This window comes from Variovorax sp. SG517 (assembly GCF_013376045.1).
GTDB lineage: Bacteria > Pseudomonadota > Gammaproteobacteria > Burkholderiales > Burkholderiaceae_C > Variovorax.
This window is the reverse complement of record NZ_JABMJG010000002.1, coordinates 627,111-651,234: the sequence shown is the minus strand read 5'-3', so window position 1 is coordinate 651,234 and position 24,124 is coordinate 627,111. Positions and strand designations below refer to the sequence as shown.

25 protein-coding genes are annotated in these 24,124 nt (G+C 67.4%); 20 read left to right on the top strand and 5 right to left on the bottom strand.

What is annotated here, in order from left to right; translation table 11 throughout:
* Nucleotide 1: 1 nt before the first annotated feature.
* The 13 genes from FHT32_RS08525 to FHT32_RS08465 all read left to right on the top strand — a co-directional run bounded on the left by FHT32_RS08525 (nucleotide 2) and on the right by FHT32_RS08465 (nucleotide 14,447).
* Nucleotides 2-697 (top strand): ABC transporter ATP-binding protein, encoded by a 696-nt coding sequence (locus FHT32_RS08525; RefSeq protein WP_176664195.1) that lies wholly within the window; start codon nucleotides 2-4, stop codon nucleotides 695-697.
* Nucleotides 698-933: 236 nt separating this feature from the next.
* Nucleotides 934-3,039: a 3-hydroxyacyl-CoA dehydrogenase NAD-binding domain-containing protein gene (locus FHT32_RS08520; RefSeq protein WP_176664194.1), complete on the top strand. Its 2,106-nt coding sequence runs from the start codon at nucleotides 934-936 to the stop codon at nucleotides 3,037-3,039.
* A gap of 31 nt (nucleotides 3,040-3,070) precedes the next feature.
* Nucleotides 3,071-4,546, top strand: coding sequence for a M20 family peptidase (locus FHT32_RS08515; RefSeq protein ID WP_176664193.1), 1,476 nt, complete (start codon nucleotides 3,071-3,073; stop codon nucleotides 4,544-4,546).
* A gap of 64 nt (nucleotides 4,547-4,610) precedes the next feature.
* The gene (locus tag FHT32_RS08510) at nucleotides 4,611-5,786 is read left to right on the top strand and encodes an acetyl-CoA C-acyltransferase (RefSeq protein WP_176664192.1); all 1,176 of its coding nucleotides are present in this window, start codon (nucleotides 4,611-4,613) and stop codon (nucleotides 5,784-5,786) included.
* 170 nt (nucleotides 5,787-5,956) lie between these two features.
* Nucleotides 5,957-7,810 carry an acyl-CoA dehydrogenase gene (locus FHT32_RS08505; RefSeq protein ID WP_176664191.1) on the top strand — a complete coding sequence of 618 codons (1,854 nt, stop codon included), beginning with the start codon at nucleotides 5,957-5,959 and terminating at the stop codon, nucleotides 7,808-7,810.
* Nucleotides 7,810-8,070: a hypothetical protein gene (locus tag FHT32_RS08500; protein WP_176664190.1), complete on the top strand. Its 261-nt coding sequence runs from the start codon at nucleotides 7,810-7,812 to the stop codon at nucleotides 8,068-8,070. Before FHT32_RS08505 ends, FHT32_RS08500 begins: the two co-directional genes overlap by 1 nt.
* Before the next feature lie 20 nt (nucleotides 8,071-8,090).
* On the top strand, nucleotides 8,091-8,393 hold the full coding sequence (locus FHT32_RS08495) for a Dabb family protein (protein ID WP_019652558.1): 303 nt from the start codon (nucleotides 8,091-8,093) through the stop codon (nucleotides 8,391-8,393).
* 28 nt (nucleotides 8,394-8,421) lie between these two features.
* A complete protein-coding gene (locus FHT32_RS08490) occupies nucleotides 8,422-9,219 on the top strand; it encodes an SDR family oxidoreductase (RefSeq protein WP_176664189.1) in 798 nt (265 codons plus the stop codon).
* Nucleotides 9,220-9,228: 9 nt separating this feature from the next.
* Complete coding sequence (locus FHT32_RS08485) at nucleotides 9,229-9,693, top strand: PaaI family thioesterase (protein WP_176664188.1); 465 nt, start codon at nucleotides 9,229-9,231, stop codon at nucleotides 9,691-9,693.
* A gap of 28 nt (nucleotides 9,694-9,721) precedes the next feature.
* A complete protein-coding gene (locus FHT32_RS08480) occupies nucleotides 9,722-10,738 on the top strand; it encodes an NADP-dependent oxidoreductase (RefSeq protein ID WP_176664187.1) in 1,017 nt (338 codons plus the stop codon).
* Between the two features lie 107 nt (nucleotides 10,739-10,845).
* Entirely contained in the window at nucleotides 10,846-12,489 is a 1,644-nt protein-coding gene (locus FHT32_RS08475; protein ID WP_176664186.1) for an isovaleryl-CoA dehydrogenase, read from the top strand.
* A 32-nt stretch (nucleotides 12,490-12,521) separates the two neighbouring features.
* Complete coding sequence (locus tag FHT32_RS08470; protein ID WP_176664185.1) at nucleotides 12,522-13,460, top strand: glutathione S-transferase family protein; 939 nt, start codon at nucleotides 12,522-12,524, stop codon at nucleotides 13,458-13,460.
* A gap of 81 nt (nucleotides 13,461-13,541) precedes the next feature.
* On the top strand, nucleotides 13,542-14,447 hold the full coding sequence (locus FHT32_RS08465; protein WP_176664184.1) for an SDR family oxidoreductase: 906 nt from the start codon (nucleotides 13,542-13,544) through the stop codon (nucleotides 14,445-14,447).
* A 17-nt stretch (nucleotides 14,448-14,464) separates the two neighbouring features.
* Here the strand turns inward: FHT32_RS08465 and FHT32_RS08460 are convergent, their stop codons facing one another.
* Nucleotides 14,465-15,133, bottom strand: coding sequence for an FMN-dependent NADH-azoreductase (locus FHT32_RS08460; protein WP_176664183.1), 669 nt, complete (start codon nucleotides 15,131-15,133; stop codon nucleotides 14,465-14,467).
* Nucleotides 15,134-15,268: 135 nt separating this feature from the next.
* Between FHT32_RS08460 and FHT32_RS08455 the strand changes: the two genes are divergently transcribed.
* The 3 genes from FHT32_RS08455 (at nucleotide 15,269) to FHT32_RS08445 (ending at nucleotide 17,073) form a co-directional block, all read left to right on the top strand.
* Nucleotides 15,269-16,171 carry a LysR substrate-binding domain-containing protein gene (locus FHT32_RS08455; RefSeq protein ID WP_176664182.1) on the top strand — a complete coding sequence of 301 codons (903 nt, stop codon included), beginning with the start codon at nucleotides 15,269-15,271 and terminating at the stop codon, nucleotides 16,169-16,171.
* Nucleotides 16,172-16,539: 368 nt separating this feature from the next.
* Nucleotides 16,540-16,785 (top strand): hypothetical protein, encoded by a 246-nt coding sequence (locus FHT32_RS08450; protein WP_176664181.1) that lies wholly within the window; start codon nucleotides 16,540-16,542, stop codon nucleotides 16,783-16,785.
* Between the two features lie 24 nt (nucleotides 16,786-16,809).
* Nucleotides 16,810-17,073, top strand: coding sequence for a general secretion pathway protein GspL (locus FHT32_RS08445; protein WP_256098922.1), 264 nt, complete (start codon nucleotides 16,810-16,812; stop codon nucleotides 17,071-17,073).
* A 6-nt stretch (nucleotides 17,074-17,079) separates the two neighbouring features.
* Here the strand turns inward: FHT32_RS08445 and FHT32_RS08440 are convergent, their stop codons facing one another.
* Nucleotides 17,080-17,796 carry a hypothetical protein gene (locus tag FHT32_RS08440; RefSeq protein WP_176664179.1) on the bottom strand — a complete coding sequence of 239 codons (717 nt, stop codon included), beginning with the start codon at nucleotides 17,794-17,796 and terminating at the stop codon, nucleotides 17,080-17,082.
* 153 nt (nucleotides 17,797-17,949) lie between these two features.
* Here FHT32_RS08440 and FHT32_RS08435 point away from each other — a divergent pair, with 153 nt between their 5' ends.
* Complete coding sequence (locus FHT32_RS08435) at nucleotides 17,950-18,153, top strand: hypothetical protein (RefSeq protein ID WP_176664178.1); 204 nt, start codon at nucleotides 17,950-17,952, stop codon at nucleotides 18,151-18,153.
* 70 nt (nucleotides 18,154-18,223) lie between these two features.
* Here FHT32_RS08435 and FHT32_RS08430 read toward each other — a convergent pair whose 3' ends face one another.
* Entirely contained in the window at nucleotides 18,224-19,807 is a 1,584-nt protein-coding gene (locus FHT32_RS08430) for a serine hydrolase (protein WP_176664177.1), read from the bottom strand.
* Nucleotides 19,808-19,884: 77 nt separating this feature from the next.
* Nucleotides 19,885-20,811, bottom strand: coding sequence for a LysR substrate-binding domain-containing protein (locus FHT32_RS08425; RefSeq protein WP_176664176.1), 927 nt, complete (start codon nucleotides 20,809-20,811; stop codon nucleotides 19,885-19,887).
* A gap of 108 nt (nucleotides 20,812-20,919) precedes the next feature.
* Between FHT32_RS08425 and FHT32_RS08420 the strand changes: the two genes are divergently transcribed.
* Together FHT32_RS08420 and FHT32_RS08415 are read left to right on the top strand one after the other, a co-directional pair.
* Nucleotides 20,920-21,648 (top strand): FMN-dependent NADH-azoreductase, encoded by a 729-nt coding sequence (locus tag FHT32_RS08420; RefSeq protein WP_176664175.1) that lies wholly within the window; start codon nucleotides 20,920-20,922, stop codon nucleotides 21,646-21,648.
* A 29-nt stretch (nucleotides 21,649-21,677) separates the two neighbouring features.
* Nucleotides 21,678-22,085 (top strand): PaaI family thioesterase, encoded by a 408-nt coding sequence (locus FHT32_RS08415; protein ID WP_176664174.1) that lies wholly within the window; start codon nucleotides 21,678-21,680, stop codon nucleotides 22,083-22,085.
* Nucleotides 22,086-22,119: 34 nt separating this feature from the next.
* On the opposite strand, the gene FHT32_RS08410 is transcribed toward FHT32_RS08415, so the two are convergent.
* Nucleotides 22,120-22,572: a carboxymuconolactone decarboxylase family protein gene (locus FHT32_RS08410; RefSeq protein ID WP_176664173.1), complete on the bottom strand. Its 453-nt coding sequence runs from the start codon at nucleotides 22,570-22,572 to the stop codon at nucleotides 22,120-22,122.
* A 103-nt stretch (nucleotides 22,573-22,675) separates the two neighbouring features.
* Here FHT32_RS08410 and FHT32_RS08405 point away from each other — a divergent pair, with 103 nt between their 5' ends.
* Entirely contained in the window at nucleotides 22,676-24,109 is a 1,434-nt protein-coding gene (locus FHT32_RS08405) for a PLP-dependent aminotransferase family protein (RefSeq protein ID WP_176664172.1), read from the top strand.
* Nucleotides 24,110-24,124: the final 15 nt, after the last annotated feature.

Here is a 24,124-nt window from a genome sequence, read left to right as displayed (position 1 = left end):
AATGCTGAAGCTTCAAGACATCCACGCCTACTACGGCAAGAGCCATGTGCTGCATGGCGTTTCCTTCGACGTGCAGCCCGGCGAGATCGTCGCGCTGCTGGGCCGCAACGGCTCGGGCCGATCGACCACCGCCAAGGCCATCATGGGCCTGGTGCATGCCGAAGGCGGCCTGCACTGGAAGGGACAGGACATCCTGCGCCGCAAGGCCTACGAGATCGCGCACTTCGGCATCGGCTACGTGCCCGAGAACCGCGACATCTTCCCCAAGCTCACGGTGCACCAGAACCTGCTGCTGGGGCAGAAGGGCTCGGGCAAGGGCAGCCGCTGGTCCTTCGACGACATGTACGGCATGTTCCCGCGCCTGAAGGAGCGCCAGCACACGGAGGCCGGCGTGCTCTCGGGCGGCGAGCAGCAGATGCTCACGCTGTGCCGGACGCTGATGGGCGACCCCGATCTCATCATCATCGACGAGCCCACCGAAGGCCTCGCGCCCAAGATCGTGGAACTGGTGGGGCAGTACCTGCGCACGCTCAAGGACAAGGGCATCTCGGTGCTGCTGATCGAGCAGAAGCTCACCATCGCGATGTCGATCTCCGACCGCGCGCTCGTCATGGGTCACGGCAGCATCGTGTTCGACGGCACGCCCGACGGCCTGCGCGCGGATGCGACTACCCGCAAGGAATGGCTGGAAGTCTAGGCAAACCTCCAGGCTTCGCGCACTTCGTGTCGCTGCGACCCCCTTGCAGGGGGCAACACCTGCGGGCCGGCAAAGCCGGTTCCGCGGTGTTTCCCGAAGGCCCAGTCCTCCTCAGGGCTGGCCTTGTCTCTCCAGCGACTGCGTGCCATTGTTGGGCCACGCGAAACGCCTAGAATCCCCCGAAAAAGAACACTCGTGCTTTTTCTTCTTTTTCTTCACACACCAAGGAACGCAGCATGACGGCTGAATACAAAGTGCTCGGCGATATCGCCGTGATCACACTGGCCAACCCTCCGGTCAACGGTCTCGGTTTCTCGACGCGCATCGGCATCACCGACGGCCTGTCGAAGGCCAACGCCGATGACGCCGTCAAGGCCATCGTCATCACCGGCGCCGGCAAGGCGTTCTCGGGCGGCGCGGACATCAAGGAGTTCGGCACGCCCAAGGCGCTGCAGGAGCCCAACCTGCTGAGCGTGATCCTCGCGCTCGAAGCCTCTCCCAAGCCCATCGTCGCTGCCATCCACTCGGTGTGCATGGGCGGCGGCCTCGAGCTGGCCCTGGGCTGCCACTACCGCGTGGCCGCTCCCGGCACCAGCGTTGCGCTGCCTGAAGTCAAGCTGGGCCTGATCCCCGGCGCGGGCGGCACGCAGCGCCTGCCGCGCGTTCTGGGCGTCGAAACGGCCCTGAACATGATCGTCAGCGGCGAGCCGGTCAAGAGCGAACTGCTCGCGTCGGTGCCCGGCCAGAAGCTGTTCGACAAGCTGGCCGCGTCGGCCGAATCGGTGTTCGACGAAGCCGTGGCTTTCGCCAAGAGCGTGGCCGGCAAGACGGGCGAGGACCTGCCCCTGGTGCGCAACCTCCCGTGCAAGCACCCGCAGGGCGACGCCTACTTCCAGTTCGCGAAGAACATGGTCGGCGGCATGTCGAAGAACTACCCCGCGCCGCTGCAGTGCGTGGACGCCGTGCAGGCCGCCACCAAGCTGAAGTTCGACGCCGGCATGGCCGAAGAGCGCCGCATCTTCACCTCGCTGATGTTCACGCCCGAATCGCTGGCGCTGCGCCACCTGTTCATGGCCGAGCGCGCCGCGAGCAAGATCCCCGACGTGCCCGAGGACACGCCCAAGCGCGAGATCAAGTCGGTCGGCGTGATCGGCGCCGGCACCATGGGCGGCGGCATCTCGATGAACTTCCTGAACGCAGGCATCCCCGTGAAGATTCTCGAGATGAAGCAGGAAGCGCTCGACCGCGGCATCGCCACGATCAAGAAGAACTACGAAGCCCAAGTCAAGAAGGGCAAGCTCAAGCAGGACAAGTATGAGCAGCGCATGGCCCTGCTGAGCACCACGCTGAGCTACGACGACCTGAAGGACGCCGACCTCATCATCGAGGCCGTGTTCGAGGAAATCGGCGTGAAGGAGAAGGTGTTCAAGGAACTCGACCGCGTCGCCAAGAAGGGCGCGATCCTGGCATCGAACACGTCCACGCTCGACGTCGACAAGATCGCCTCCTTCACCGACCGCCCGCAGGACGTGGTCGGCATGCACTTCTTCAGCCCGGCCAACGTGATGAAGCTGCTGGAAGTGGTGCGCGGCAAGGCCACTGCCAAGGACGTGCTGGCCACCGTCATGGCCATCGGCAAGAAGATCAAGAAGACCGCGGTGGTCTCCGGGGTGTGCGACGGCTTCATCGGCAACCGCATGATCGAGCAGTACAGCCGCCAGGCCGGCTTCCTGCTGGACGAAGGCGCGACGCCGCAGCAGGTGGACAAGGCCATCGAGAAGTTCGGCTTTGCCATGGGCCCGTTCCGCATGGGCGACCTGGCCGGCAACGACATCGGCTGGGCCATCCGCAAGCGCCGCGCCGTCGAGCGCGCCGACATGAAGTACAGCCGCACGGCCGACAAGCTCTGCGAACTGGGCCGCTTCGGCCAGAAGACCGGGGCAGGGTGGTACGACTACCAGGCCGGCAAGCGCGATGCGATTCCGTCGGAACTCGTCAACAAGATGATCGAGGACCATCGCAAGGAACTGGGCATCACGCCGCGCAAGATCTCCGACGAGGAGATCGTGCAACGCCTGGTTTATGCGCTGGTCAACGAGGGCGCGCACATCCTCGAAGACGGCATTGCCTCGAAGTCGGGCGACATCGACATGGTGTACCTCACCGGCTACGGCTTCCCGATCTATCGCGGTGGCCCGATGCACTACGCGTCGCAGGTCGGCCTGTACAACGTGGCCGAGACGATGAAGCGCTTCGCGAAGAACCCGCGCGACGACGCCGAGTTCTGGCAGCCCGCGCCGCTGATCCAGAAGCTGGTGGCCGAAGGCAAGTCCTTCAGCTGAGACCGACGACGGAACCGGGTCAAGACCGCCAATGTTGAAACGCATCTTCCTGGGGCTGCTGCTGGCATTTGTGCTGCTGGTGGCCGCCGTGGCGGTCAAGACCTGGACCACGCCGTCGCAGCAGCTGGCGGTGGCGCCCGCGCCCAAGCTGGACATCGACCTGCAGGCGGCCGCCAAGCGGCTGTCCACGGCGATCACGTTCCGCACGGTCTCGGGCATGGACGATCCGGCCGCCACCGCGGCCGAGTTCGACAAGCTGCATGCCTACCTGGAGCAGCAGTTCCCGAAGGTGCACGCCACCCTGAAGAAGGAAGTGGTGGGCAACAAGGCGCTGCTCTACACCTGGACCGGCACCGATCCGCAGGCCAGGCCCGTCGCGTTGATGGCGCACCAGGACATGGTGCCCATCGCGCCCGGTACCGAGAAGGCGTGGACGGTCGATCCTTTCTCGGGCGAGATCAAGGACGGCTTCATTTGGGGGCGTGGCACGCTCGACAACAAGAGCAACCTGTTCGCGCAGATGGAAGCCATCGAGCTGCTCATCGGCAGCGGCTTCAAGCCGAGGCAGACCGTCTACCTCGTGATGGGCGACGACGAAGAGGTGAGCGGCCTGCGCGGCGCGCTGCCCATCGCCGAACTGCTCAAGTCGCGCAACGTGCGCCTGGACTGGGTGCTCGACGAGGGCCTGCTGGTGCTCGACGGCGTGATGCCCGGCCTCAAGCAGCCGGCGGCGCTCATCGGCCTGGCGGAGAAGGGCTACGCCACCTTCTTCCTTTCGCTCGACACCGCGCCTGGCCATTCGTCGATGCCCCCGCAGCACAGCGCCATCGGCAGCATGAGCGCTGCGCTGGCGCGGCTCGAAGCCGACCCGATGCCCGGCGGCATCAAAGGCGTGGCCGGCCAGATGTTCGGCGCGCTTGCACCCGAGATGAGCGGCGTGAACCGCGTGATGCTCTCCAACCTGTGGCTCACCGAGCCGCTGGTGCGCGGCATTCTCGAGAAGAGCCCGAGCAGCAACGCCATGCTGCGCACCACCACCGCGCTGACCATCGTGCGCGCGGGCAACAAAGACAACGTGCTGCCCGGCCACGCCGAGGCCGCCGTCAACTTCCGCATCCTGCCGGGCGACACCATCGCCAGCACCGAGGCGCACCTGCGCAAGGCGCTGGGCAACGACGACATCAAGATCAAGGCCTACCCGGGCAACTCCGAACCGTCGCCCGTGTCGTCGACCGACAGCACCGGCTACCGCGCGATCCAGCAGGCCGTGCGCCAGAGCTTCCCCGATGCGGTGGTGGCCCCCGGCCTCATGACTGCGGCCACCGACTCGCGCCATTTCAGCATCGTGAGCGACGCCGTCTTCCGCTTCTCGCCGTTCCGCATGAAGAACGAAGACCTCGCGCGCTTCCACGGCAACAACGAACGCCTGGCCATCTCGAACTACGGCGAGATGATCGGCTTCTACCGCCAGCTCCTGAGCAACGCCAACGCTGCTCCGGCGCAATGACGACAACCGCTACCACGGCAATCTCTTTTCCCTTCCAACTGCTTCAAAGCCAAAGGACCTCACCATGACCAGCGCCGTCATCGTTTCCACCGCCCGCACGCCGCTCGCGAAGAGCTGGAAGGGTGCCTTCAACATGACGCACGGCGCCACGCTCGGCGGCCACGCGGTGCAGCACGCGGTGCAGCGCGCCGGCATCGACCCCGCCTCGGTCGACGACGTCATCATGGGCTGCGCAACGCCCGAAGGCGCCACCGGCTCCAACATCGCGCGCCAGATCGCGCTGCGCGCCGGCCTGCCGATCACCACCTCGGGCATGACCATCAACCGTTTCTGCTCCTCGGGCCTGCAGACCATCGCCACCGCGGCCCAGCGCATCATCGCGGGCGAAGGCGAGGTCTACGTAGCCGGCGGCGTCGAGAGCATCTCTTGCGTGCAGAACGAAGCCAACAAGCACATGCTGACCGATCCGTGGCTGGTGAAGAACAAGCCCGAGATCTACTGGAACATGCTGCAGACGGCCGAGCAGGTCGCCAAGCGCTACAACATCGGCCGTGACGCCATGGATGAATACGGCGCGCAAAGCCAGCAGCGCGCCACTGCCGCGCTGGAAGCCGGCCTCTTCAAGGCCGAGATCGCCCCCATCACCGTGCTGGCCGGCGTGGCCGACCCCGTGCTGGGCCTGCGCACCAAGGAAGTCACCGTCGAGAACGACGAAGGCATCCGCCCCGGCACCACCAAGGAAGGCATCAGCGGCATCCGCCCGGCCATCCCCGGCGGCGTGATCTCGGCCGGCAATGCCAGCCAGTTCTCCGACGGCGGCGGCGCCTGCGTGGTGGTCGACGAGAAGTACGCCGAGCAGAAGGGCCTGAAGCCCCTGGGCCGCTTCCTCGGCTTCGCCGTGGCCGGCTGCGAGCCCGACGAGATGGGCATCGGCCCGGTCTTCGCCATCCCGAAGGTGCTCAAGCGCCTGGGTCTCACGGTCAACGACATCGACCTGTGGGAGCTGAACGAAGCCTTCGCCGTGCAGGTGATCTACTGCCGCGACAAGCTGGGCATTCCGGGCGACCGCCTGAACGTGAACGGCGGCGCCATCGCCGTGGGCCACCCCTATGGCGTGAGCGGCCAGCGCCTGACCGGCCACGCGCTCATCGAAGGCAAGCGCCGCGGCGCGAAGAAGGTCGTGGTCACGATGTGCATCGGCGGCGGCATGGGCGCTGCCGGCGTCTTCGAGGTACTCTGACTCTCCCCCAGTCTGCGGCGCACTGCGTGTCGCCTTCGCCAACCCCCTTCCGGGGGCAACACCAGCGGCCCGGCTGAGCCGGTTCCGCGGTGTTCCACGAAAGGGCCCGGCTTCGCCGGCCGACGAGCGCTGCCGGTGGAAGTCGGTAGTCTCAACATCAAGACCCGACCATGAGCCTTCGTCCCACCCTCGACTTCCTGCTCTACGACTGGCTCGACGCCGAATCCCTCAACCAGCGCGAGCGCTTCGCGGACCATTCGCGCGAGACCTTCGATGCGGTGCTCGACACCTGCGAGCGCATCGCGCGCGAGAAGTACGCGCCGTTCAACCGCATCGTCGACACGCAGGAGCCGCACTTCGACGGCGAGAAGGTCGTGCTGCCGCAGGCCACGCACGACGCGCACAAGGCCTTCGTGGAGTCGGGAATGATGAGCGCGGCGCAGGACTACGACATCGGCGGCATGCAGCTGCCCTACACGCTGCAGGCCGCGGCCAACAGCTTCTTCGCGATGGCCTCGGTGAGCATCGGCTCGAACATGCTCACCAGCGGCAACGCCAACCTGCTGATGGTGCATGGCACCGAGATGCAGAAGGAGGTCTTCGCCAAGAACGAATTCTCCGGCCGCTGGGCGGGCACCATGTGCCTGTCGGAGCCGCAGGCCGGCTCCTCGCTGAGCGATGTGGCCACGCGCGCGGTACCCGACGGCGACGACTTCCAGAATGACCCGCTGGGCCCGCGCTACCGCCTCACGGGCAACAAGATGTGGATCTCGGCCGGCGACCACGAGCTGACCGAGAACATCGTGCACATCGTGCTCGCGAAGATTCCCGACGAGAACGGCAAGCTTGTGCCCGGTACGCGCGGCATATCGCTCTTCATCGTGCCCAAGCGCATGGTCGACACCCAGGGCCGGCTCACCGGCCAGCGCAACGACGTGGCGCTTGCGGGCCTGAACCACAAGCTGGGCTGGCGCGGCACCACCAATACGCTGCTGAACTTCGGGGAAGGCAAATACCCGGTCGACGGCAAGGCCGGCGCGGTGGGCTATCTGGTCGGCGAGCCAGGCAAGGGCTTGCACTGCATGTTCCACATGATGAACGAGGCACGCATCGGCGTCGGCACGGCGGCCACCATGCTCGGCATGGCCGGTTATCACGCCTCGCTCGAATACGCGAAGAGCCGTCCGCAGGGCCGGCTGGTGAAGAAGCCCGAGGCTGCCGGTACGGCGGTCGCCAAGGATTCGGCCGCCCCGCAGGTGCGCATCATCGAGCACGCCGACGTACGCCGCATGCTGCTGGCCCAGAAGGCGTACTGCGAGGGCGCCCTGGCGCTGGAGCTGTACTGCGCCCGGCTGGTCGACGAGCAGAAGACCGGCGACGCCCAGGCCGCCGACGACGCGCGGCTGCTGCTGGAGGTGCTGACGCCCATCGCCAAGAGCTGGCCCAGCGAGTGGTGCCTGGAGGCGAATTCGCTGGCCATCCAGGTGCATGGGGGCTATGGCTACACGCGCGACTTCCCGGTGGAGCAGTACTGGCGCGACAACCGCCTGAACATGATCCACGAGGGCACCCACGGCATCCAGGCGGCCGACCTGCTTGGCCGCAAGGTGCTGGTGGAGAAGGGCCGCGGCCTGCAGCTGCTGGCCGCGCGCATGACCGCGACCATCGGCCGCACCGCCAAGGTGCCGGCGCTGGCAGCCCACGCCAAGGCGCTGGGTGCCGCGCTGCAGCGCATCGGCAGCGCCACCGAGGCCGCGTGGTCCACCGGCGACCCGGCCGACGCGCTGGCCAACGCAGTGCCGTACATGCAGGCCTTCGGCCACACGGTGCTGGCCTGGATCTGGCTCGACGTCGCGGGCAAGGCCCTGGAAACCGACGCGGAAAAGGCGAGGGCGGTAACAGCTGGCAAGATCGGCGCCACGGACTATTTCTTCCACTACGAGCTGCCGAAAATCGGCGCATGGCTCAACGTGGTCGAAACCCGCGACCCGACCTGTACAGCTTTGCCCGAGGACGCCTTCTGATGGCCACTACCGATTCGCCGAACGCCACCCCCAACAATACCCCCGCCGCCAAGCCGCCGAAGCCGCACGCGCGGCTCGAGAAATGGATCTGGATCCTGATCTACGGCGGCCTGTTCCTCGTGATCCTGGGCATCGCCACCGGCCGAACCGACGCCTCGCTGGGCTGGTCCATCGCTGTGCCCGGCGGCGTCGTGGCGCTGGTCGGCTTCGTGCTGATCTACGTGCGCTCGCGCCTGTCCAACACGCCTTCAAGCAAGTAACCGACTGAACGAGGCCCGCCATGCTCAAGCACATCGTGATGTGGAAATTCAAGGAGCACGCCGAGGGCGCCGACAAGGCGACCAACCTGCTCAAGGCCAAGGCGCTGCTCGATGCCTGCGCGAAACTGTCGCCCGGCACGCTGCGTTTCGAGGTGGCCATCGCCCAGCCCGGGCTGGAAGCCACCTACGACCTGGTCCTGTACTCGGAATTCACCGACGCCGCCGCGTTGGCGGCCTATGCGGACCACCCGCAGCACGTGGCCCTGAAGCCGTTCATCGGCGCGGTCCGCGAAGCGCGCCAGTGCATGGACTACACGATCTGAAAAACCAACCGAACCCCGGAGACAACCCATGACCGCACGCACCGTCCAGAAACTCTTCGACCTCACGGGCAAGATCGCCCTCGTCACTGGCGGCTCGCGCGGCTTGGGGCTGCAGATGGCCCATGCGCTGGGCGAGGCGGGCGCGAAGATCATGCTGAGTTCGCGCAAGGCCGAAGACCTGGAGCAGGCCGCCGCCGAGCTGCAGGCCGCCGGCATCGACGCGCGCTGGATCGCCGCCGACTGCTCGAAGGAGGAAGACACCCGCCGCCTGGCCGACGAGACGCTGCAGCGCATGGGCGCGGTCGACATCCTCGTGAACAACGCGGGCGCCAGCTGGGGTTCGCCGGCCGAGAGCCACCCGGTCGAGGCCTGGGACAAGGTGATGAACCTCAACGTGCGGGGCTACTTCATCCTGTCGCAGCAGATCGCCAACGGCTACATGATCCCGAAGAAGTCGGGCCGCATCATCAACATCGCCTCCATCGCAGGCCTCAACGGCAACCCGCCCGAGATGCAGACGCTGGCCTACAACACCTCCAAGACCGCTGTCATCGGCTTCACCCGCACGCTGGCGGCCGAATGGGGCAAGTACAACATCAACGTGAACGCCATCTGCCCCGGCTTCTTCATGACGAAGATGGCCGCCGGCCTCATCAAGTCGCTGGGCGAGGAAAAGATGGCCGCGCAGGCGCCTCTCGGCCGCCTGGGTGACGAGGAAGACCTGAAGGGCCTGACGCTGCTGTTCGCGAGCGACGCCGGCAAGCACGTCACCGGCCAGTGGCTGGCCGTGGACGGCGGCGTGAGCGTCGTCCTGGGCGCAGCTTGAAGAACCGAAATGACAACGCCTGAACCCGAAGACATCAATTTCCGCTCGTACACGAGCCGCATCCCGTTCGCGCGCCACCTGGGCTTCGAACTCACGAAGTTCGAGAACGGCGAATCCGAGATCCTCTACACCGCCAAGCCGGAGCACCTGAACACCTTCGACGTGACGCACGGCGGCGCCTGCATGACGCTGCTGGACATCACCATGGCGGCGGCTGCGCGCAGCATCGCGCCCGAGATGGGCGTGGTCACCATCGAGATGAAGACCAGCTTCATGCAGCCGTCGGTGGGCCCGCTGCATGCGCGCGGCACGCTCATTCACAGGACGGCGACGCTGGCTTTCACGGAGGCCAGAATCTACGACGAGCAGGAGCGCGTGTGCGCCCACGCCACCGGCACCTTCAAGTATGTGAAGCGCCGGCTGCCGACCGGCCCGGCCAGCGCCAACGAGATGCGTCCACCCTCGACCGACTGAACCGATCCTATTTCTCCCCGGAGCCTTCATGCCCACCAACAAGCAGATCCACCTCGACAACCGCCCCGAGGGCGAGGCCGTCGCCAGCAACTTCAAGCTCGTCACCGCCGAGACCCCCGCGCTTAAAGACAACCAGGTCCTGGTGCGCCACCACTACATGAGCCTCGATCCGTACATGCGTGGGCGCATGAACGACTCCAAGAGCTACGCGCAGCCACAGCCGCTGGGCCAGACCATGCAGGGCGGCACCGTCGGCGAAGTGGTCGAGAGCAAGCATCCGAAGTACGCCGTGGGCGACAAGGTGGTCGGCTTCGGCGGCTGGCAGGAATACAGCGTGGTCGACGCATCGCAGCCCGGCGCGCTGAAGAAGGTCGACACCACGCACGTGCCTCTGTCGCACTACCTCGGCGCGGTCGGCATGCCGGGCGTCACGGCCTGGTACGGGCTGGTGAAGATCATCGCGCCCAAGGCCGGTGAAACCGTGGTCATCACCGCTGCCAGCGGCGCAGTCGGCAGCGCCTTCGGTGCGCTGGCCAAGGCGCGCGGCTGCCGCGTGGTCGGCATCGCGGGCGGCGCCGACAAGTGCAGGTACGTGACGGAAGAGCTGGGTTTCGACGCCTGCATCGACTACCGCCGGCACCCCGACGTGAAGTCGATGAGCACCGCGCTCAAGGAAGCCTGCCCGAACGGCATCGACGGCTACTTCGAGAACGTCGGCGGCTACATCTTCGACGCGGTGCTGCTGCGCGCCAACGCCTTCGCCCGCGTGGCGCTGTGCGGAATGATCGCGGGCTACGACGGCCAGCCGCTGCCCCTGGCCAACCCGGCGCTGATCCTCATCAACCGCATGAAGATCGAAGGCTTCATCGTCAGCGAGCACATGGAGGTGTGGCCCGAGGCGCTGACCGAACTGGGTACGCTGGTGGCCACCGGCAAGCTCAAGCCGCGCGAGTCGATCGCGCAGGGCATCGAGTCTGCTCCTGAAGCATTCCTGGGTCTGCTGAAGGGCCGCAACTTCGGCAAGCAACTGGTCAAACTCATCTGACGCACGCACCGATGAACTGAGCACACGGCAAGGAGGCCGGTCATGCGCGCCGCGCCGGGCCGCCCCAAGCAAGCGCGCACCGCAGTGCGTAGCACGGAGGTATTCGAATGAACTCGACACACGAGGTCTTCAACCAGCCCGCACCGCTGGTCGACTACAACCTCTTCGACACCAACCGGCCCCTGCGCGATGCGCTGAAGTTCAATGCGCCCGCGCTGCAGACCGCGCAGCTTCACGAGCTGGGCGCCACCCTCGGCTCGGCCGGCATGCAGGCGCATGCGCGGCTCGCCAACGTCCACACGCCCGAGCTGCATACGCACGACCGCTTCGGACGGCGCATCGACGAAGTGGAGTTCCACCCCAGCTACCACGCGCTGATGAGCGCCGCCGTGGGCGCCGGCCTGCACGGTACGCCGTGGACCGGCACCTCCGCCTCGCCGCACATGCTGCGCGCGGCGGGCTTCATGCTCTTCACCGAGCTGGAGCCCTCGATCCTTTGTCCCATCTCGATGACCTACGCCGTCACGCCCGCGCTGCGCGGCAATGCGGCGGTGCATGCCGATTGGGGCTCCAAGCTCGGCAGCCTCTGGTACGACCCGGCGCTCAAGCCCTTCGGCGACAAGCCCGGCGTGACCATGGGCATGGGCATGACCGAGAAGCAAGGTGGGTCCGACGTACGGGCCAACACCACGCAGGCCGTGCGTGAAGGCGGCAGCGACGCCTGGGGCGAGCGCTACGCCATCACCGGCCACAAGTGGTTTTTCTCGGCGCCGATGTGCGATGCCTTCCTGGTGCTGGCGCAGGCGCCCACCGGGCTTTCGTGCTTCTTCCTGCCGCGCGTGCTGCCGGACGGCTCGCGCAACGCGATCCGCATCCAGCGGCTGAAGGACAAGCTGGGCAACAAGGCCAACGCGAGCTCCGAAGTGGAGTTCCATGGCGCCACCGCATGGCTCGTGGGCGAGGAGGGCCGAGGCATTCCGCAGATCCTCGAAATGGGCACGATGACGCGGCTCGACTGTGCGCTGGGCACCAGCGGGCTCATGCGCCAGTCGCTGGCCATCGCGCTCAACCACGCCACGCAGCGCATGGCCTTCGGCAAGCCGCTGATCGACCAGCCGCTGATGAAGAACGTGCTGGCCGATCTGGCGCTGGAGAGCGAAGCCGCCACCGCGCTCGCCATCCGCCTGGCGCGAGCCTTCGATCGCCAGTCCGAGGAGCATGAGCGCCTGATGGCCCGGCTGCTCACGCCCGTCGCCAAGTTCTGGATCTGCAAGCGCGGCAGCGCCTTCGCGCAGGAAGCCATGGAGTGCCTCGGCGGCAACGGCTACGTGGAGGAGGGCGGCGAAGGCATCATGGCCCGCATCTACCGCGAGATGCCGCTCAACTCCATCTGGGAAGGCGCCGGCAACATCATGGCGCTCGACCTGCTGCGCGGCCTGCGCAAGGGCGATGCGGTGGCCGCTCTCGAAAAGGAACTGGCGCCCGCGCGCGGCCAGCATGCCGCGCTCGACCGCCTCGCCGACGCGCTTCCGGCGCGCATCGAGGCGATGGCCTCCGAAGCCGAGGCCCGCCGCCTGGCGCAGGATGTCGCATTGGCCGTGCAGGCTGCGCTGCTCGTGCAGACCGCGCCAGCGGCAGTCGCCGGCGCGTTCTGCGGGTCGCGCCTTGGCGGCGACTGGGGCAACGCCTTCGGTACGCTGGGCGCGGGCACCGATTTCGACTCCATCATCCAGCGCGCCCAGCCGCGCTGAAGCAACACAAACGACAACCCACGGAAAACACCATGGCCGACCTGATCCTCCACCACTACCTCACCTCCCCGTTCTCGGAGAAGGTGCGCCTGATCCTCGGCTTCAAAAAGCTGCCGTGGAAGTCGGTCTTCATCCCGCCGATCATGCCCAAGCCCGACGTGGAAGTGCTCACCGGCGGCTACCGCAAGACGCCGTTCCTGCAGATCGGCGCCGACATCTACTGCGACAGCGCGCTCATCGCCGACGTGCTGGAGCACCTGCAGCCCACGCCCACGCTCTACCCCGAGCCCGAGAAGGGCATGTCGCGCATCCTCGCGCAGTGGGCCGACACCTCGTTGTTCTGGGCCGCCATGGCGTGGAACCTCCAGCCCAGGGGCGCGGCCGAAGTGTTCGCGAAGGCCCCGCCGGAAGCCGCCAAGGCCTTCGGCGAAGACCGCGGCAAGATGAGTGCCGGCAACATGACCCGCCTGCGCCCGGCCGACGCCACCAGCGCCTACAAGTCGTACCTGCGGCGCATGTCGGACATGCTCGACGAGAAGCCCTACCTGCTCGGCGAGGTGCCCACCATCGCCGACTTCTCGGCCTACCACCCGCTGTGGTACACGCGGCGCATCGAGTCGGTCCGCACCATCCTCGACCTCACGCCCGCGGTTGTCGACTGGATGGACCGCATGGCAGCCATCGGCCACGACGTGCCCGAGAAGTTCACGAGCGAAGAGGCCATCGCCGTCGCCAGGGCCTCCACGCCGCACTCGCTGCTGACCGACAGCACCTTCCAGGACGACCACGGCATTCCGCTGGGCAGCGCGGTCACCATCCGCGCCGAGAGTTTCGGCCTCGAGGAGACGCCCGGCACGCTGATCGCCGCCACGCGCACGCACTACACGCTGGAGCGCAGCAGCGAGCGCGTGGGCACGGTGCATGTGCACTTTCCCCGGATCGGGTACGTGCTGAAGAAGGCCGAAGGCTGATTCGCGTCACGCGAACGACAGTCGATCTTTGCGCGAAGCGGTCCAATAGACGGCGCAGAGACAACCAAAGGAAAGCACCCAATGATTCAGGACTTCAAGGGCAAGACCGCAGTTCTCACCGGGGCGGGTTCGGGCTTCGGCCTGGAGTGCGCGCGCATCGGCGCCGCCCGCGGCATGAACCTCGTGCTGGTCGACGTGCAGCAGGACGCGCTCGACAAGGCCGCGGCCGAGATGGAAGCAGCCGGCGCGCAGGTGCTGGCGCGCAAGGTCGACGTGTCTGATGCGGCGCAGATGGAAGCATTGGCCGCTGCCGTGAAGGAACGCTTCGGCGCACCGCACTTCGTGTTCAACAACGCGGGCGTGGGCGCCGGCGGGCTGGTGTGGGAGAACACGGTCGCCGACTGGGAATGGGTACTGGGCGTGGACCTGTGGGGCGTGATCCACGGCGTGCGCCTGTTCGTGCCGATGATGCTGGAAGCCGCGGCCAAGGACCCGTCCTACCGCGGCCACGTGACCAACACCGCCAGCATGGCCGGCCTGCTCACGCCGCCCAACATGGGCATCTACAACGCGGCGAAGGCAGCGGTGGTGAGCCTCACCGAGACGATGTACCAGGACCTGAACCTCGTCACCGATCAGATCGGCGCCAGCCTGCTGTGCCCGTACTTCGTGCCCACCGGCATCACCAGCAGCGAGCGCAACCGCCCGAACGCGCCGAAGGAAAGCGAGCTCACCAAGAGCCAGCTGATCGGCCAGGCGATGAGCAACAAGGCTGTGAGCAGCGGCAAGATCACGGCCGCCGAAGTGGCCGCGAAGGTGTTCGAGGCCATCAGCGACAACCAGTTCTACGTGTTCAGCCACCCCAAGGCGCTGGGCAACGTGCGCAGCCGCATGGAGAACATCGTCTCCATCACCAATCCGGCCGACCCGTTCCTCGAGCGGCCGGAGATCGGACAGAAGCTGCGCGAACAGCTTCGCTCGGCCTGACGGACTTTCCCTCAGGATCACGCGGCCTGCAACTCGGCCACCACCGCCTCGACGCGTGCGAGCGCACTGGCGATGGAGCGGTCGAGCAGGTCGCCATGGTCTTCGGCGTGCTCGATCGCCACGCTGTGCACTTCATTGAGGCCCAGCAGTGATAGCGGCGCCGTGATGCCGGGCGTGAGCAGGTCCAGGTGCGCCTGGAATCCGCCGGGCCCGTAGCCGCTGCTGCCGCACGAGGTGAGCAGCACGGTGCGGCGGTTGCGCTCCGCCAGCAGTGGCACGTACGGGTTCTCGCGGCTGCGGTCGAAGTCGAAGGTCGCGCCGATGCGCACGATGTTGTCGATCCATGACTTCAGCGGCGCGGGCATTCCGAAGTTGTACATCGGCACGCCGATCACCAGCACGTCGGCGCGGCGGATCTCGGCGATCAGCGCGTCGCTCTCCGCGAGCACCGCGTGCATCCACGGCTCGCGCTGCTCGGCCGGCGTGTAGCCCGACGCGATCCATTCGCCGGTGACGTTGCCCGGCGGCGTGGCGCCGATGTCGCGGTAGATCACTTCGTCGTCGGGCCGTGCGGCGCGCCAGGTCGTCACGAAGTGATGGCTCAGCCGGCGCGAATGCGAGCCGTGAACATGCGTGCCCGAAAGGCCGGGGCGGGCGCTGGCGTCGATGTGGAGCAAGGTGGTCATGGCGAAGTCCTCTTTGACATGAAGGGGTGGATGAAGGAAATTCAGCTTTCGGGCTGGCTTGGGCCTCACTTTATGGAGGCACAAGCGGCGCGACAAACGACGATTTCTTTGTGTTGATGAAAATTTGATTCATCCATGGCCAACCTTCGGCAACTCCCTCCGCTGGCGGCGCTGCGAGCCTTCGAGGCTGCGGCGCGCCATTGCAGCGCCAAGCTCGCGGCCAACGAGCTCTCGGTCACGCCCACGGCCATCAGCCACCAGGTGCGGCAGCTCGAGGACTCGCTGGGCGTGGCGTTGTTCATCCGCCAGCCCAGGCAACTCGTGCTCACGCCGCAGGGCAGGGAACTGCAGGCGGTACTGAGCGAATCGTTCAATGCCATGGCGAATGCGGTCGCGCGGCTGCGTGCGCCGCCCGAGCGGACCGCCATCACGCTGTCGGCCACGCCGGCCGTCGCGGCACGCTGGCTGCTGCCGCGCGTGAGCACGCTGCGCGCGCTGCATCCGCGGCTCGACCTGCGCATCCATGCGTCGCACGACGCGGTGCCGCTCGATGGCATCACCGCCGACATCGCGATCCGCTACGGTCGCGGGCAGTGGCCGGGCATGGTGTCGGAGAAGCTGTTCGACAACGTCTTCGCGCCGGCGTGCAGCCCTGCGCTCAAGCTGCGCCGCCCCGGCGAGCTGGTGCGGCAGACGCTGCTGCACTTCGAGGTGCCAGGCAGCAAGACCCAGCCTGGCACGTGGCCCGAATGGCAGCAGGAGGCGCTGGTGCCGGGCCTCGACGTGTCGGCCGGGCCGGTGTTCTCCGACGAGACGCACACCGTATCGGCTGCGCTGCAGGGACAGGGCGTCGCCTTGGTGAGCCTCGCGCTGATCGCGGACGAACTGCGCGCGGGCAATCTGGTGCAGCCGTTCGGCCCCCGGCTGCCGGGGCTTCCGTTCCATCTCGTGTGTCCCGAGGCGCGGCGCGCCGAGCCCGCGGTGGCGGCGGTGTTCGAGTGGGTGAGGGGGCTGCAGCCGCCAGGCGCAGCTACCTGATTTCGTACGCGGTGACTTTAGGCACTGGCGGCCTGTTGTTCATATTTCTAAAGTGCGTTCCGACGGGTTGCGGCAGCCACTCGTGGCACCGCGGGAATACGAAAGGCGCAGTCGTGCTCCGGCGCATTGTTGACACTTGTCAAATATTGCGCAGGTTGAGGAGCTTTCTGTGCCGCGCCTGCTTTCATGTGCAGCGTTCGCGCAGTAATCCCTTAACCCGGCCCGATGTTTTGCATAACCTGCCGGTACTTTTTGACGAAGGTCAGCAAAGGTTGCGAACAGGCCATGCGAGGGAGCAGCTGTTCGGAGTCTTCGGCCTTCGTCGGCTACAGACAGACACGCGAAAACTCGCGAAGAGGAGGCAGATCATGCGCACCCCGTTCCTGCGCGAAACCAGCCCGGACGAGCCCTCGGCGCTCCAGCGCCGGCCCGCGTACCTGGCCTGGTTGCCGGTGGTGCTGTGCATCGTTGCCTCGGTGGGCTTCGTGCTGGTTGCCGTCTTCGTGCAGAACATCGTCGCGGCATCGATGTTCACCACCGCAGCCATCGTGTCCCTGGGCATCGGCCTGATTCTCGGGTTGAGCATGTGGGTCTTTCCGGACCTTCCAGGCTAGATGACCATTCGGGAAGAAACCACCTTGGCCGGCAAGACCGCAACTCCCGTCCTTCGCGTCGGGAACTGGCGCGTGACCCTGATGGCCGCCATGGTCGGGCTGCTGATCGTGCTCGCCATGCTCATGAAGTGGATCGTCGAACTGCAGGTCGAGGCCGCGCAGGAGCGGCGCCTGAGCGAAGCCGTCGCTCGCGAGGCAATGGCACGCTGCCATGAGAAGACGCCCCTGCAGGCGGTCAACGAATGCCTGCGGGCGCTGGCCGTCAGCGCGTCCGCGGCGGCGCGCTGAGCGCGATCAACCGGCGTCGAGCCACCGGCCTGATTCCGGGCATACGACGGCCGGCGCGCCGTTGCGCATGAGCTGCTCTTCATCGGGCCGGGCAGATGCCGGCGATGCGACATCGAAGTCGATGCGCAGGGCCCTCGCGACATGGGCGTCCTCGATGGGAAGCTCCCATGTCAGGAAGACCTGGTTGCAGTCCTTGCCGTGCGCGAAGTCCGCCGCGTCGAAGCCCGGGCTGCCGCGCCGGATGACGCCATGCGGCTGGCCCGTGTCGAAGACGACCGCCGTGCCTCGCCGGAGCGGGATCCGAAGGCCCGCATGGGGAAAGTGCAGGTCCAGCCCCTTGTCCTCGCTAACGAAGAGGTTGCAGAAGGCCGCGCCGCCGTACTGCATGCCGTCGTGGTGGTACCTCGCGCCACGGCAGGCCATCAGGGCCACGTCGGCGGAAGCGAGCACCCCGGGCAGCCCCAGCGCAAGCGTCCAGTCGGACACGGCCTGCACGCAGAGCCTGTAGTCGGGCCAGCGTGCACGAGCGCGCGCCAGGGGCAGTGACTCCACGTCTCCCGGCTCCAGCGAGAGCTGCGACGCGATCTCCCTGTCCCAGTCCGCGAGCAGGCGTTGCGCCGGGGCAGGCACGTCCAGCGTACCCGTCAGCACCACGTCGCTCACGCTGCGGCTGCGCAGCGTGTCGCCGCTTGGGAAGTGGGAGATCAGGGGGCCGTGGCTCATCGGGATGGCAGTGTATTGACCGGATCATCCGATTCCCGGAAAAGACGGTCTGAAGACAATCGCAGGCGTTCGCGCCTGGAAAATACCCTGGGGCATATTCGAATACGAAAGAGTTAACATTTGGGGCATCGAGAGGACAAGGAAGAGAGCCCCATGGAGACATATCCGACACTGAGACAGGCCACCGGCGTGGCCCGCACGCTCAGCAAGCATTCGTCCAGCACGATGGTGGTCTACCGGGTGACGGAGCAGAAGTTCGTCACCGCGCATGCCTGCGACCGGGTGGAGGGGACCATCGAGGCCGTGTACCGGGACGGCTACGTCGTGCCGACCCTCCTGAGCAAGCGCGCCGAGTAAACAGGGCGGACAGGAAGAAGGCCTCCCGCGGGAGGCCTTTGCGTTCCTGGAGCCGGGCAGGCGCAAGGCTTCAGGACGAACTGGGGACCGCCTGCATCAGCAGCGTCAGCGCCTTCTTCAGGCTCGGGACCGACGCGTTCGCCCCCTTGTCGTAGCCCAGCCGCACCACCACCAGGTCGTGCGAAGGAACGATCAGCACCACCTGCCCGCCGGCGCCGAGCATGTAGTAGGCCGAGGTCGGCACCGGCCAGGCGCTCGAGCCGTTGAGCCAGAAGAATCCCCCGTAGATCGGCCGTTTGTCCGCGGCCCAGGCCGGCGCGAGCGTGCTGACGAATTTCACGTAGCCTTCGGGCAGGATGCGTTCCCCGTCCCACATGCCGTCCTGCAGGTACAGGTTGGCCAGCCGCGCCCAGTCGCGCCCCGACATGAAGTCGTAGCCCTGTCCCATGAAGTTGCCGTAGGGGTCGGTCTCCAGCGTCATCGTGCGGATGCCGATCTTGTCGAACAGGTTGCGCTGGGGGAACGACAGGTATTCCTCGCCGCGTTTCTCCACCGCCAGGCGGACCAGGTAGTTCGCCAGCACCGGGTCGGTGTTGCGGTAGCGGCCGATGGTGTTGGGCGGCCATTGCTGCGGCCGCGTGGCCGCGTAGTTGAAGATGTTGATGCGGCCCGTGTAGAAGTAGACGTGGTCGGGGTAGGTTCCGTTGGGGTCGAAGTCCGGATCGTCCGGCGCCTTGATGCGCAGCCCGCTCGACATGTGCAGGATGTCCTGGATCCTGATTTCCTTGCGCTTGTCGTCGGCTCCCTGCCATGCCGGAATGGGCGCCGGCTGGTCGAGGCTGTACACGCCCTGTTTCATCAGCACGCCCATCATCGTCGCGGTGACGCTCTTGCCCATCGACCACGACTCCAGCGGCGTGCTCGAGGTGATGCCGTTCATGTAGCGCTCGCCGACGATGCGCCCCTTATGCGTGACGACGAATGCCGCGGTGTAGGCCTCCGGCAGCTCGAAGGCCGCGTCGACCGCCTGGCTCACCTTCGCCGTGTCGATGCCGGGCGCGGCGCCGGAGGGCGTGAGGTCGCCCATTGGCCATTGCTGCGTCGACGGGTCGGGCAGCGCGCTCTTGACCGCCACCGGCGTGAAGAATACGTCGTCCCTGCCGGGCGGCAGCGTGATGCAGCCCTGCGAACCGAAGTAGCGCGCGGTCAGCGTCGGGCCGTTGGGAATGGTGATGCGGACTTCCTTCTTGACGTTGTCCACCACCGGCTTGCCGACCTTCTTGCGCTGGTCGTAGGGGCCGGTGAAGTAGCCGACGCTCTCTGCTGCCACGTCGGGGTCGAGGCCCGTGATGAACGCCGCGGAGCACATCGCCTTGGCATAGCCGGATGTGTGGTGCTCCAGCGGGTCGCCGGGCGGGGGCACGTATGGCGTGTTGAGTTCGTAGCTCCTGGCGCGGGCGATGAGCGCTTCGCGTGCGGGCAGTTCCGGCGTGGTGGAAGGCGGCGGCGAGGCGGTTCCGCCGCCGGTGCCGAGCCCTATGCCGATCCCTCCGCCCCCACCGCCTCCTCCGCCACCGCCTCCGCATGAGGTCAAAGCTATTACAAGAAGCGCACCTGTTGCGATGGCAAAGGGCGCGCGGACAAACCTCGTCATGGGGGTTCCTCGCTTTGTTGTTGCCGGAGTCTGCGCGAGAACCGTAACTGCATGCAAGACCGTCCCTCGGATATTGCTCAGCCCGCCGCTGCCTGCGACGCGATCCACTCCCACACGGCACGGACCGCCGGCTCGTTCTCCCTGCCGCTCGCGACCGCCAGGAAGTAGCTGCCGGTATCGAGCGCGGGCCCGAAGGGCTGCACCAGCGCGCCGCTGCGAAGTTCCTCCGCCGAGAGCGTGAGGCTCAGCAGCGCAATGCCGTGCCCGGCGAGCGCCGCCAGCATCGCGTGCGTCTCGTCGGAGAACGACAGGTCCGACGCCTTCATCGAGCGTCCCCGCGCAGGCGAGATGCCGGCCTCGCGGAACCAGCGCGGCCACACGGCGGGCGCGAGCGCCTGCGGCTGCCAGTCGCAGTGGATCAGCCGGTGCTTCGGCAACTCCTGCGCGCGCTTCAGGCCCAGCATCGGACTGCACAGCGGCGCGTAGTGCTCGCGCATCAGCTCTTGCGACACCAGGCCCGGCCAGTTGCCGCTGCCCGAGCGCACCGCGATGTCGGCGTCACCGCGCGCCAGGTCGACCACGGTGTCGCTCGCGTGTAGCCGCAGTTCCACGCCGGGGCAGGCCTTGCGGAACGCATCCATACGCGGCAGCACCCAGCGCGCCGCGAAGGCGGTGTTGGTGGTGAGCGTCACGGCCTGCGACGCGGCGGGGCGGCGCAGCCTGTCGATGCCGGCTTCGAGCAGGTCGAAGCCCATGCGCAGGTCGTCGAAGAGCCGCTGGCCCGCGGGCGTCAGCGCGAGCTGCCGCGTGAGCCGCCGAAACAGCGGCTGGCCCAGCGTGTCTTCGAGCCCGCGCACCTGGTGGCTGATGGCAGACGGCGTGACCGAGAGTTCGAGTGCCGCGCGCTGGAAGCTCAGGTGCGCGGCCGCGGCCTCGAAGGCGCGCAGCGACAGCAGCGGAGGCAGCCGGCGGGGAGGGCGGACGGATGAGCCAATCTCGTTCATAAGAGGAGAAATCGTCGTTTGTGGGGAATGGCCTCGATACCTAGATTAGAGGCCTGCGCAGCATTCTGGCAGCGCGGAATGAAAGACACCCATTCATCCATCACGACCATGACAGCGACCATGAACATCCTCCACATCGACGCCAGCGCCCGCCCGGGCCGTTCCGACACCGACCTCCACGGCTCGCACACGCGCCGCCTTTCCGCGCGTTTCGTCGAGCGCTGGCAGAAGGCGCGGCCCGCCGACCGCATCGACTATCTCGACGTGGGCCAGCAGCCGCCCGCGCACGTCGACGGGCGCTGGATCCACGCGGCCTTCACGCCGCCCGCGTCGCGCGAGCCGTGGATGGCCGAGGCGCTCGCCGAGAGCGATCGCCTGGTCGACCAACTCGTGGCGGCCGACCTCGTCGTCATCGGCCTGCCGATGTACAACTTCAGCGTGCCCGCGCAGTTCAAGGCCTGGATCGACAACATCGTGCGCGTGGGCCGCACCTTCGGCTTCGACCGCTCGCGCGGAGCGGTGCCGTACTGGCCGATGCTCGCCGACATGGGCAAGCGCGTTGTGCTCCTGGGTGCGCGCGGCGACCATGGCTACGACGCGGGCGGGCGCATCGCCCACCTCAACCACACCGAGAGCAGCGTGCGCTCCGCGCTGGGCTACATCGGCATCACCGAGGTGTTCGAGGCGGCGGTGGAATCCGACGAATTCGGCGGCGAGCAGCTCGCGCAGTCGCTGCGGCGCGCCGAGCAGCGGGTGGACGATCTCGTCGACGCGCTGCTCGGCCCGCGCGGGCGCATTGCCGCTGCTGACACCACGCTGTCAGCAGCGGCCGCCTAGGATTTTTCGCTCCACTTCCGGAGCGAAAAATGACGCCTGACCCTTTGCTGGAGCGCTTTCCCCGTCCACCGACCGCGGATCTCCTCGGCCAGCGCGTGCTGGGGTTCGACAGGGCCAGGGGCACCATCCGGCTCAGCTTCACGGCCACCGATGCCTTCCTGAACCCCGCGGGCGCGGTGCAGGGCGGCATCCTGGCGGCGATGCTCGACGACACGATGGGCCCGGCGCTGTGGGTGCTGAACGGCGAGGAAACGTACTCCGTCACCATCGACTTCAGCGTGTCGTTCCTGGCCGCCGCCAAGCCCGGCCTGCTGTATGGCGAGGGCCGGGTCGTGCAGCGCGGCAGGAGCATCGCCTTTCTCGAGGCGCAGCTCGGCGACGCGGACGGCCGCATCGTCGCGCGCTCCACCGCGACCGCGCGCATCGTGAAGGCCTGACGCAGCGCGCCCCGGGAGCCGTGGGCTCGGCCGCTCAGGCCGACAGTTGCTTGCGAAAGCCGATCGACAGCCGGTTCCAGCTGTTGATGGCGTTGATCGCCATCGTCAGGTTGACGCGCTCGGTCTCGCTGAACTGCGCCGCGAGCGCCTCGTAGGCTTCGTCGGGCGCGTGCGTGAGCGACACCTGTGTCACCGCCTCGGTCCATGCCAGTGCGGCGCGTTCGCGCTCGGTGAAGAAGGGCGTTTCGTGCCAGACGCTCAGCGTGGCCAGGCGGCGGTCGGTTTCACCGGCCTTACGCAGGTCGGCCGTGTGCAGGTCGATGCAGTAGGCGCAGCCGTTGATCTGCGAGGCGCGCAGCTTGACGAGGTCGAGCAGCTTCGGCTCCAGGCCGAGCTTGCCGATGGCCACTTCGAAGGCGATCAGCGCCTTGAGCGCGTCGGGCGAGGCCTTGTAGAAATCGAGGCGGGATTCTGTATGGGACTGCATGTCGGGTTCCTTCTTCGGTAGTGGTTCAATCCTGGCTCGATGCTAGGAGCGAAGGGCGCCGCCGGCGGCGGCCAATCCGGAGCAATCGCAGGAGACCAATCCGATGGAATTGCACGTCGTCATCGAAGGCGACAAGGACCTGGCCGGGCAGCTCTACCGGCAGCTGAAGGACGCGATCCGCACCGGCCGGCTGGCCGCCGGAGAAAAGCTGCCGCCCTCGCGGCTTCTCGCCGAGCAGCTGGGCCTGTCGCGCAAGACGGTGTCCGAGGCCTATGCCAGGCTGAGCTTCGACCGGCTGCTCACCGCGCGCGTCGGCAGCGGCACCTTCGTGGCCGAGGGCGCGGCGCGCGGGCCGTCACCCGCGGCAGCGCGGTCGCTCGCGGGCTCGGCGATGGTCGAGCACTGGCGCGGCATGAACACGCCGCTGCGGCATCCCGCGCCGGCGGGCAGCGCGCGCTACGAGTACATCGGCGGGGCTCCGGCGCGCGACCTCTTTCCGCATGCCGACTGGCGCCGCTGCGTGCTGCATGCGCTGCGCCAGGGCACGCGTTCGCGCGGCCTCTACGGCGACGCCGAGGGGCTGCACGAGCTGCGCGACGGCATCGCGCGGCATGTCAGCTTTTCCAGGGGCGTGCGCTGCGGCGCGGCCGACATCCTCGTCACCAATGGCGCGCAGCAGGCGCTGGACCTGATCGCGCGGGTGCTCGTGGAGCCCGGCAGCACGGTCGCGATGGAGGAGCCCGGCTATCCGCCCGCCCGGCAACTGCTGGGCGCGCAGGGCGCGAAGGTGGTGGGCGTGCCGGTCGACCGCGAGGGGCTGGTGGTGGAGCGCATTCCCGACGGCACGCGGCTGATCTACGTGACACCCGCGCACCAGTTCCCGCTGGGCGTTGCGATGAGCGAGCGCCGCCGCAAGGCGCTGCTGGCGCGCGCCGACGAGCTGGGCGCCATCGTGATAGAGGACGACTACGACAGCGAATTCCGCTACGAAGGCCGGCCCGCCGATTCGCTGCAGAGCATGGACGAGCGCGGCCTCGTGGCCTTCGTAGGCACCTTCTCGAAGACGCTTTCGCCCGACCTGCGGCTGGGCTACCTGGTCGCGCCCCCGGCGGTGCTGGAAGCAGTGGGCACGGCCAAGCATCTGACCGACTGGCACACCTCGACGCAAGCGCAATGGGCGCTGGCCAAGTTCATCGCCGACGGAAATCTCAACAGGCACGTCCGCCGCTGCCACGCGGTTTACGCGGCGCGGCGGGAGCGCATCGTGCGGCGCTTCGCGGACGACTTGTCGCCCTGGTTCGAGCTGCTGCCGGTGACGGCCGGCATCCACATGGCAGCCGTCTGCAGGCGCGAGATCGACATCGGCCAGCTCGTCGCGCTGGCCCGGCGGGTCGACGTGGGGCTGTATCCGCTGGCGCCGTTCTTCCATTTCTCGCCGCCGCGTCCGGGGCTGATGCTGGGCTTCGGCGCCATCGACGAGGCGGACATCGATCCGTCGCTGGACCGGGTACGCGACGTGCTTTTGCAGATGGGTTGAATCCGATACGGGTAC

Coding starts and splice junctions, on each gene's coding strand:
- FHT32_RS08420 (WP_176664175.1), top strand. CDS start 20,920: ATGACAGCGACCATGAACATCCTCCACATCGACGCCAGCGCCCGCCCG.
- FHT32_RS08495 (WP_019652558.1), top strand. CDS start 8,091: ATGCTCAAGCACATCGTGATGTGGAAATTCAAGGAGCACGCCGAGGGC.
- FHT32_RS08475 (WP_176664186.1), top strand. CDS start 10,846: ATGAACTCGACACACGAGGTCTTCAACCAGCCCGCACCGCTGGTCGAC.
- FHT32_RS08410 (WP_176664173.1), bottom strand. CDS start 22,572: ATGCAGTCCCATACAGAATCCCGCCTCGATTTCTACAAGGCCTCGCCC.
- FHT32_RS08470 (WP_176664185.1), top strand. CDS start 12,522: ATGGCCGACCTGATCCTCCACCACTACCTCACCTCCCCGTTCTCGGAG.
- FHT32_RS08415 (WP_176664174.1), top strand. CDS start 21,678: ATGACGCCTGACCCTTTGCTGGAGCGCTTTCCCCGTCCACCGACCGCG.
- FHT32_RS08425 (WP_176664176.1), bottom strand. CDS start 20,811: ATGAACGAGATTGGCTCATCCGTCCGCCCTCCCCGCCGGCTGCCTCCG.
- FHT32_RS08405 (WP_176664172.1), top strand. CDS start 22,676: ATGGAATTGCACGTCGTCATCGAAGGCGACAAGGACCTGGCCGGGCAG.
- FHT32_RS08450 (WP_176664181.1), top strand. CDS start 16,540: ATGCGCACCCCGTTCCTGCGCGAAACCAGCCCGGACGAGCCCTCGGCG.
- FHT32_RS08525 (WP_176664195.1), top strand. CDS start 2: ATGCTGAAGCTTCAAGACATCCACGCCTACTACGGCAAGAGCCATGTG.
- FHT32_RS08460 (WP_176664183.1), bottom strand. CDS start 15,133: ATGACCACCTTGCTCCACATCGACGCCAGCGCCCGCCCCGGCCTTTCG.
- FHT32_RS08510 (WP_176664192.1), top strand. CDS start 4,611: ATGACCAGCGCCGTCATCGTTTCCACCGCCCGCACGCCGCTCGCGAAG.
- FHT32_RS08515 (WP_176664193.1), top strand. CDS start 3,071: ATGTTGAAACGCATCTTCCTGGGGCTGCTGCTGGCATTTGTGCTGCTG.
- FHT32_RS08435 (WP_176664178.1), top strand. CDS start 17,950: ATGGAGACATATCCGACACTGAGACAGGCCACCGGCGTGGCCCGCACG.
- FHT32_RS08430 (WP_176664177.1), bottom strand. CDS start 19,807: ATGACGAGGTTTGTCCGCGCGCCCTTTGCCATCGCAACAGGTGCGCTT.
- FHT32_RS08465 (WP_176664184.1), top strand. CDS start 13,542: ATGATTCAGGACTTCAAGGGCAAGACCGCAGTTCTCACCGGGGCGGGT.
- FHT32_RS08505 (WP_176664191.1), top strand. CDS start 5,957: ATGAGCCTTCGTCCCACCCTCGACTTCCTGCTCTACGACTGGCTCGAC.
- FHT32_RS08500 (WP_176664190.1), top strand. CDS start 7,810: ATGGCCACTACCGATTCGCCGAACGCCACCCCCAACAATACCCCCGCC.
- FHT32_RS08480 (WP_176664187.1), top strand. CDS start 9,722: ATGCCCACCAACAAGCAGATCCACCTCGACAACCGCCCCGAGGGCGAG.
- FHT32_RS08455 (WP_176664182.1), top strand. CDS start 15,269: ATGGCCAACCTTCGGCAACTCCCTCCGCTGGCGGCGCTGCGAGCCTTC.
- FHT32_RS08520 (WP_176664194.1), top strand. CDS start 934: ATGACGGCTGAATACAAAGTGCTCGGCGATATCGCCGTGATCACACTG.
- FHT32_RS08440 (WP_176664179.1), bottom strand. CDS start 17,796: ATGAGCCACGGCCCCCTGATCTCCCACTTCCCAAGCGGCGACACGCTG.
- FHT32_RS08490 (WP_176664189.1), top strand. CDS start 8,422: ATGACCGCACGCACCGTCCAGAAACTCTTCGACCTCACGGGCAAGATC.
- FHT32_RS08485 (WP_176664188.1), top strand. CDS start 9,229: ATGACAACGCCTGAACCCGAAGACATCAATTTCCGCTCGTACACGAGC.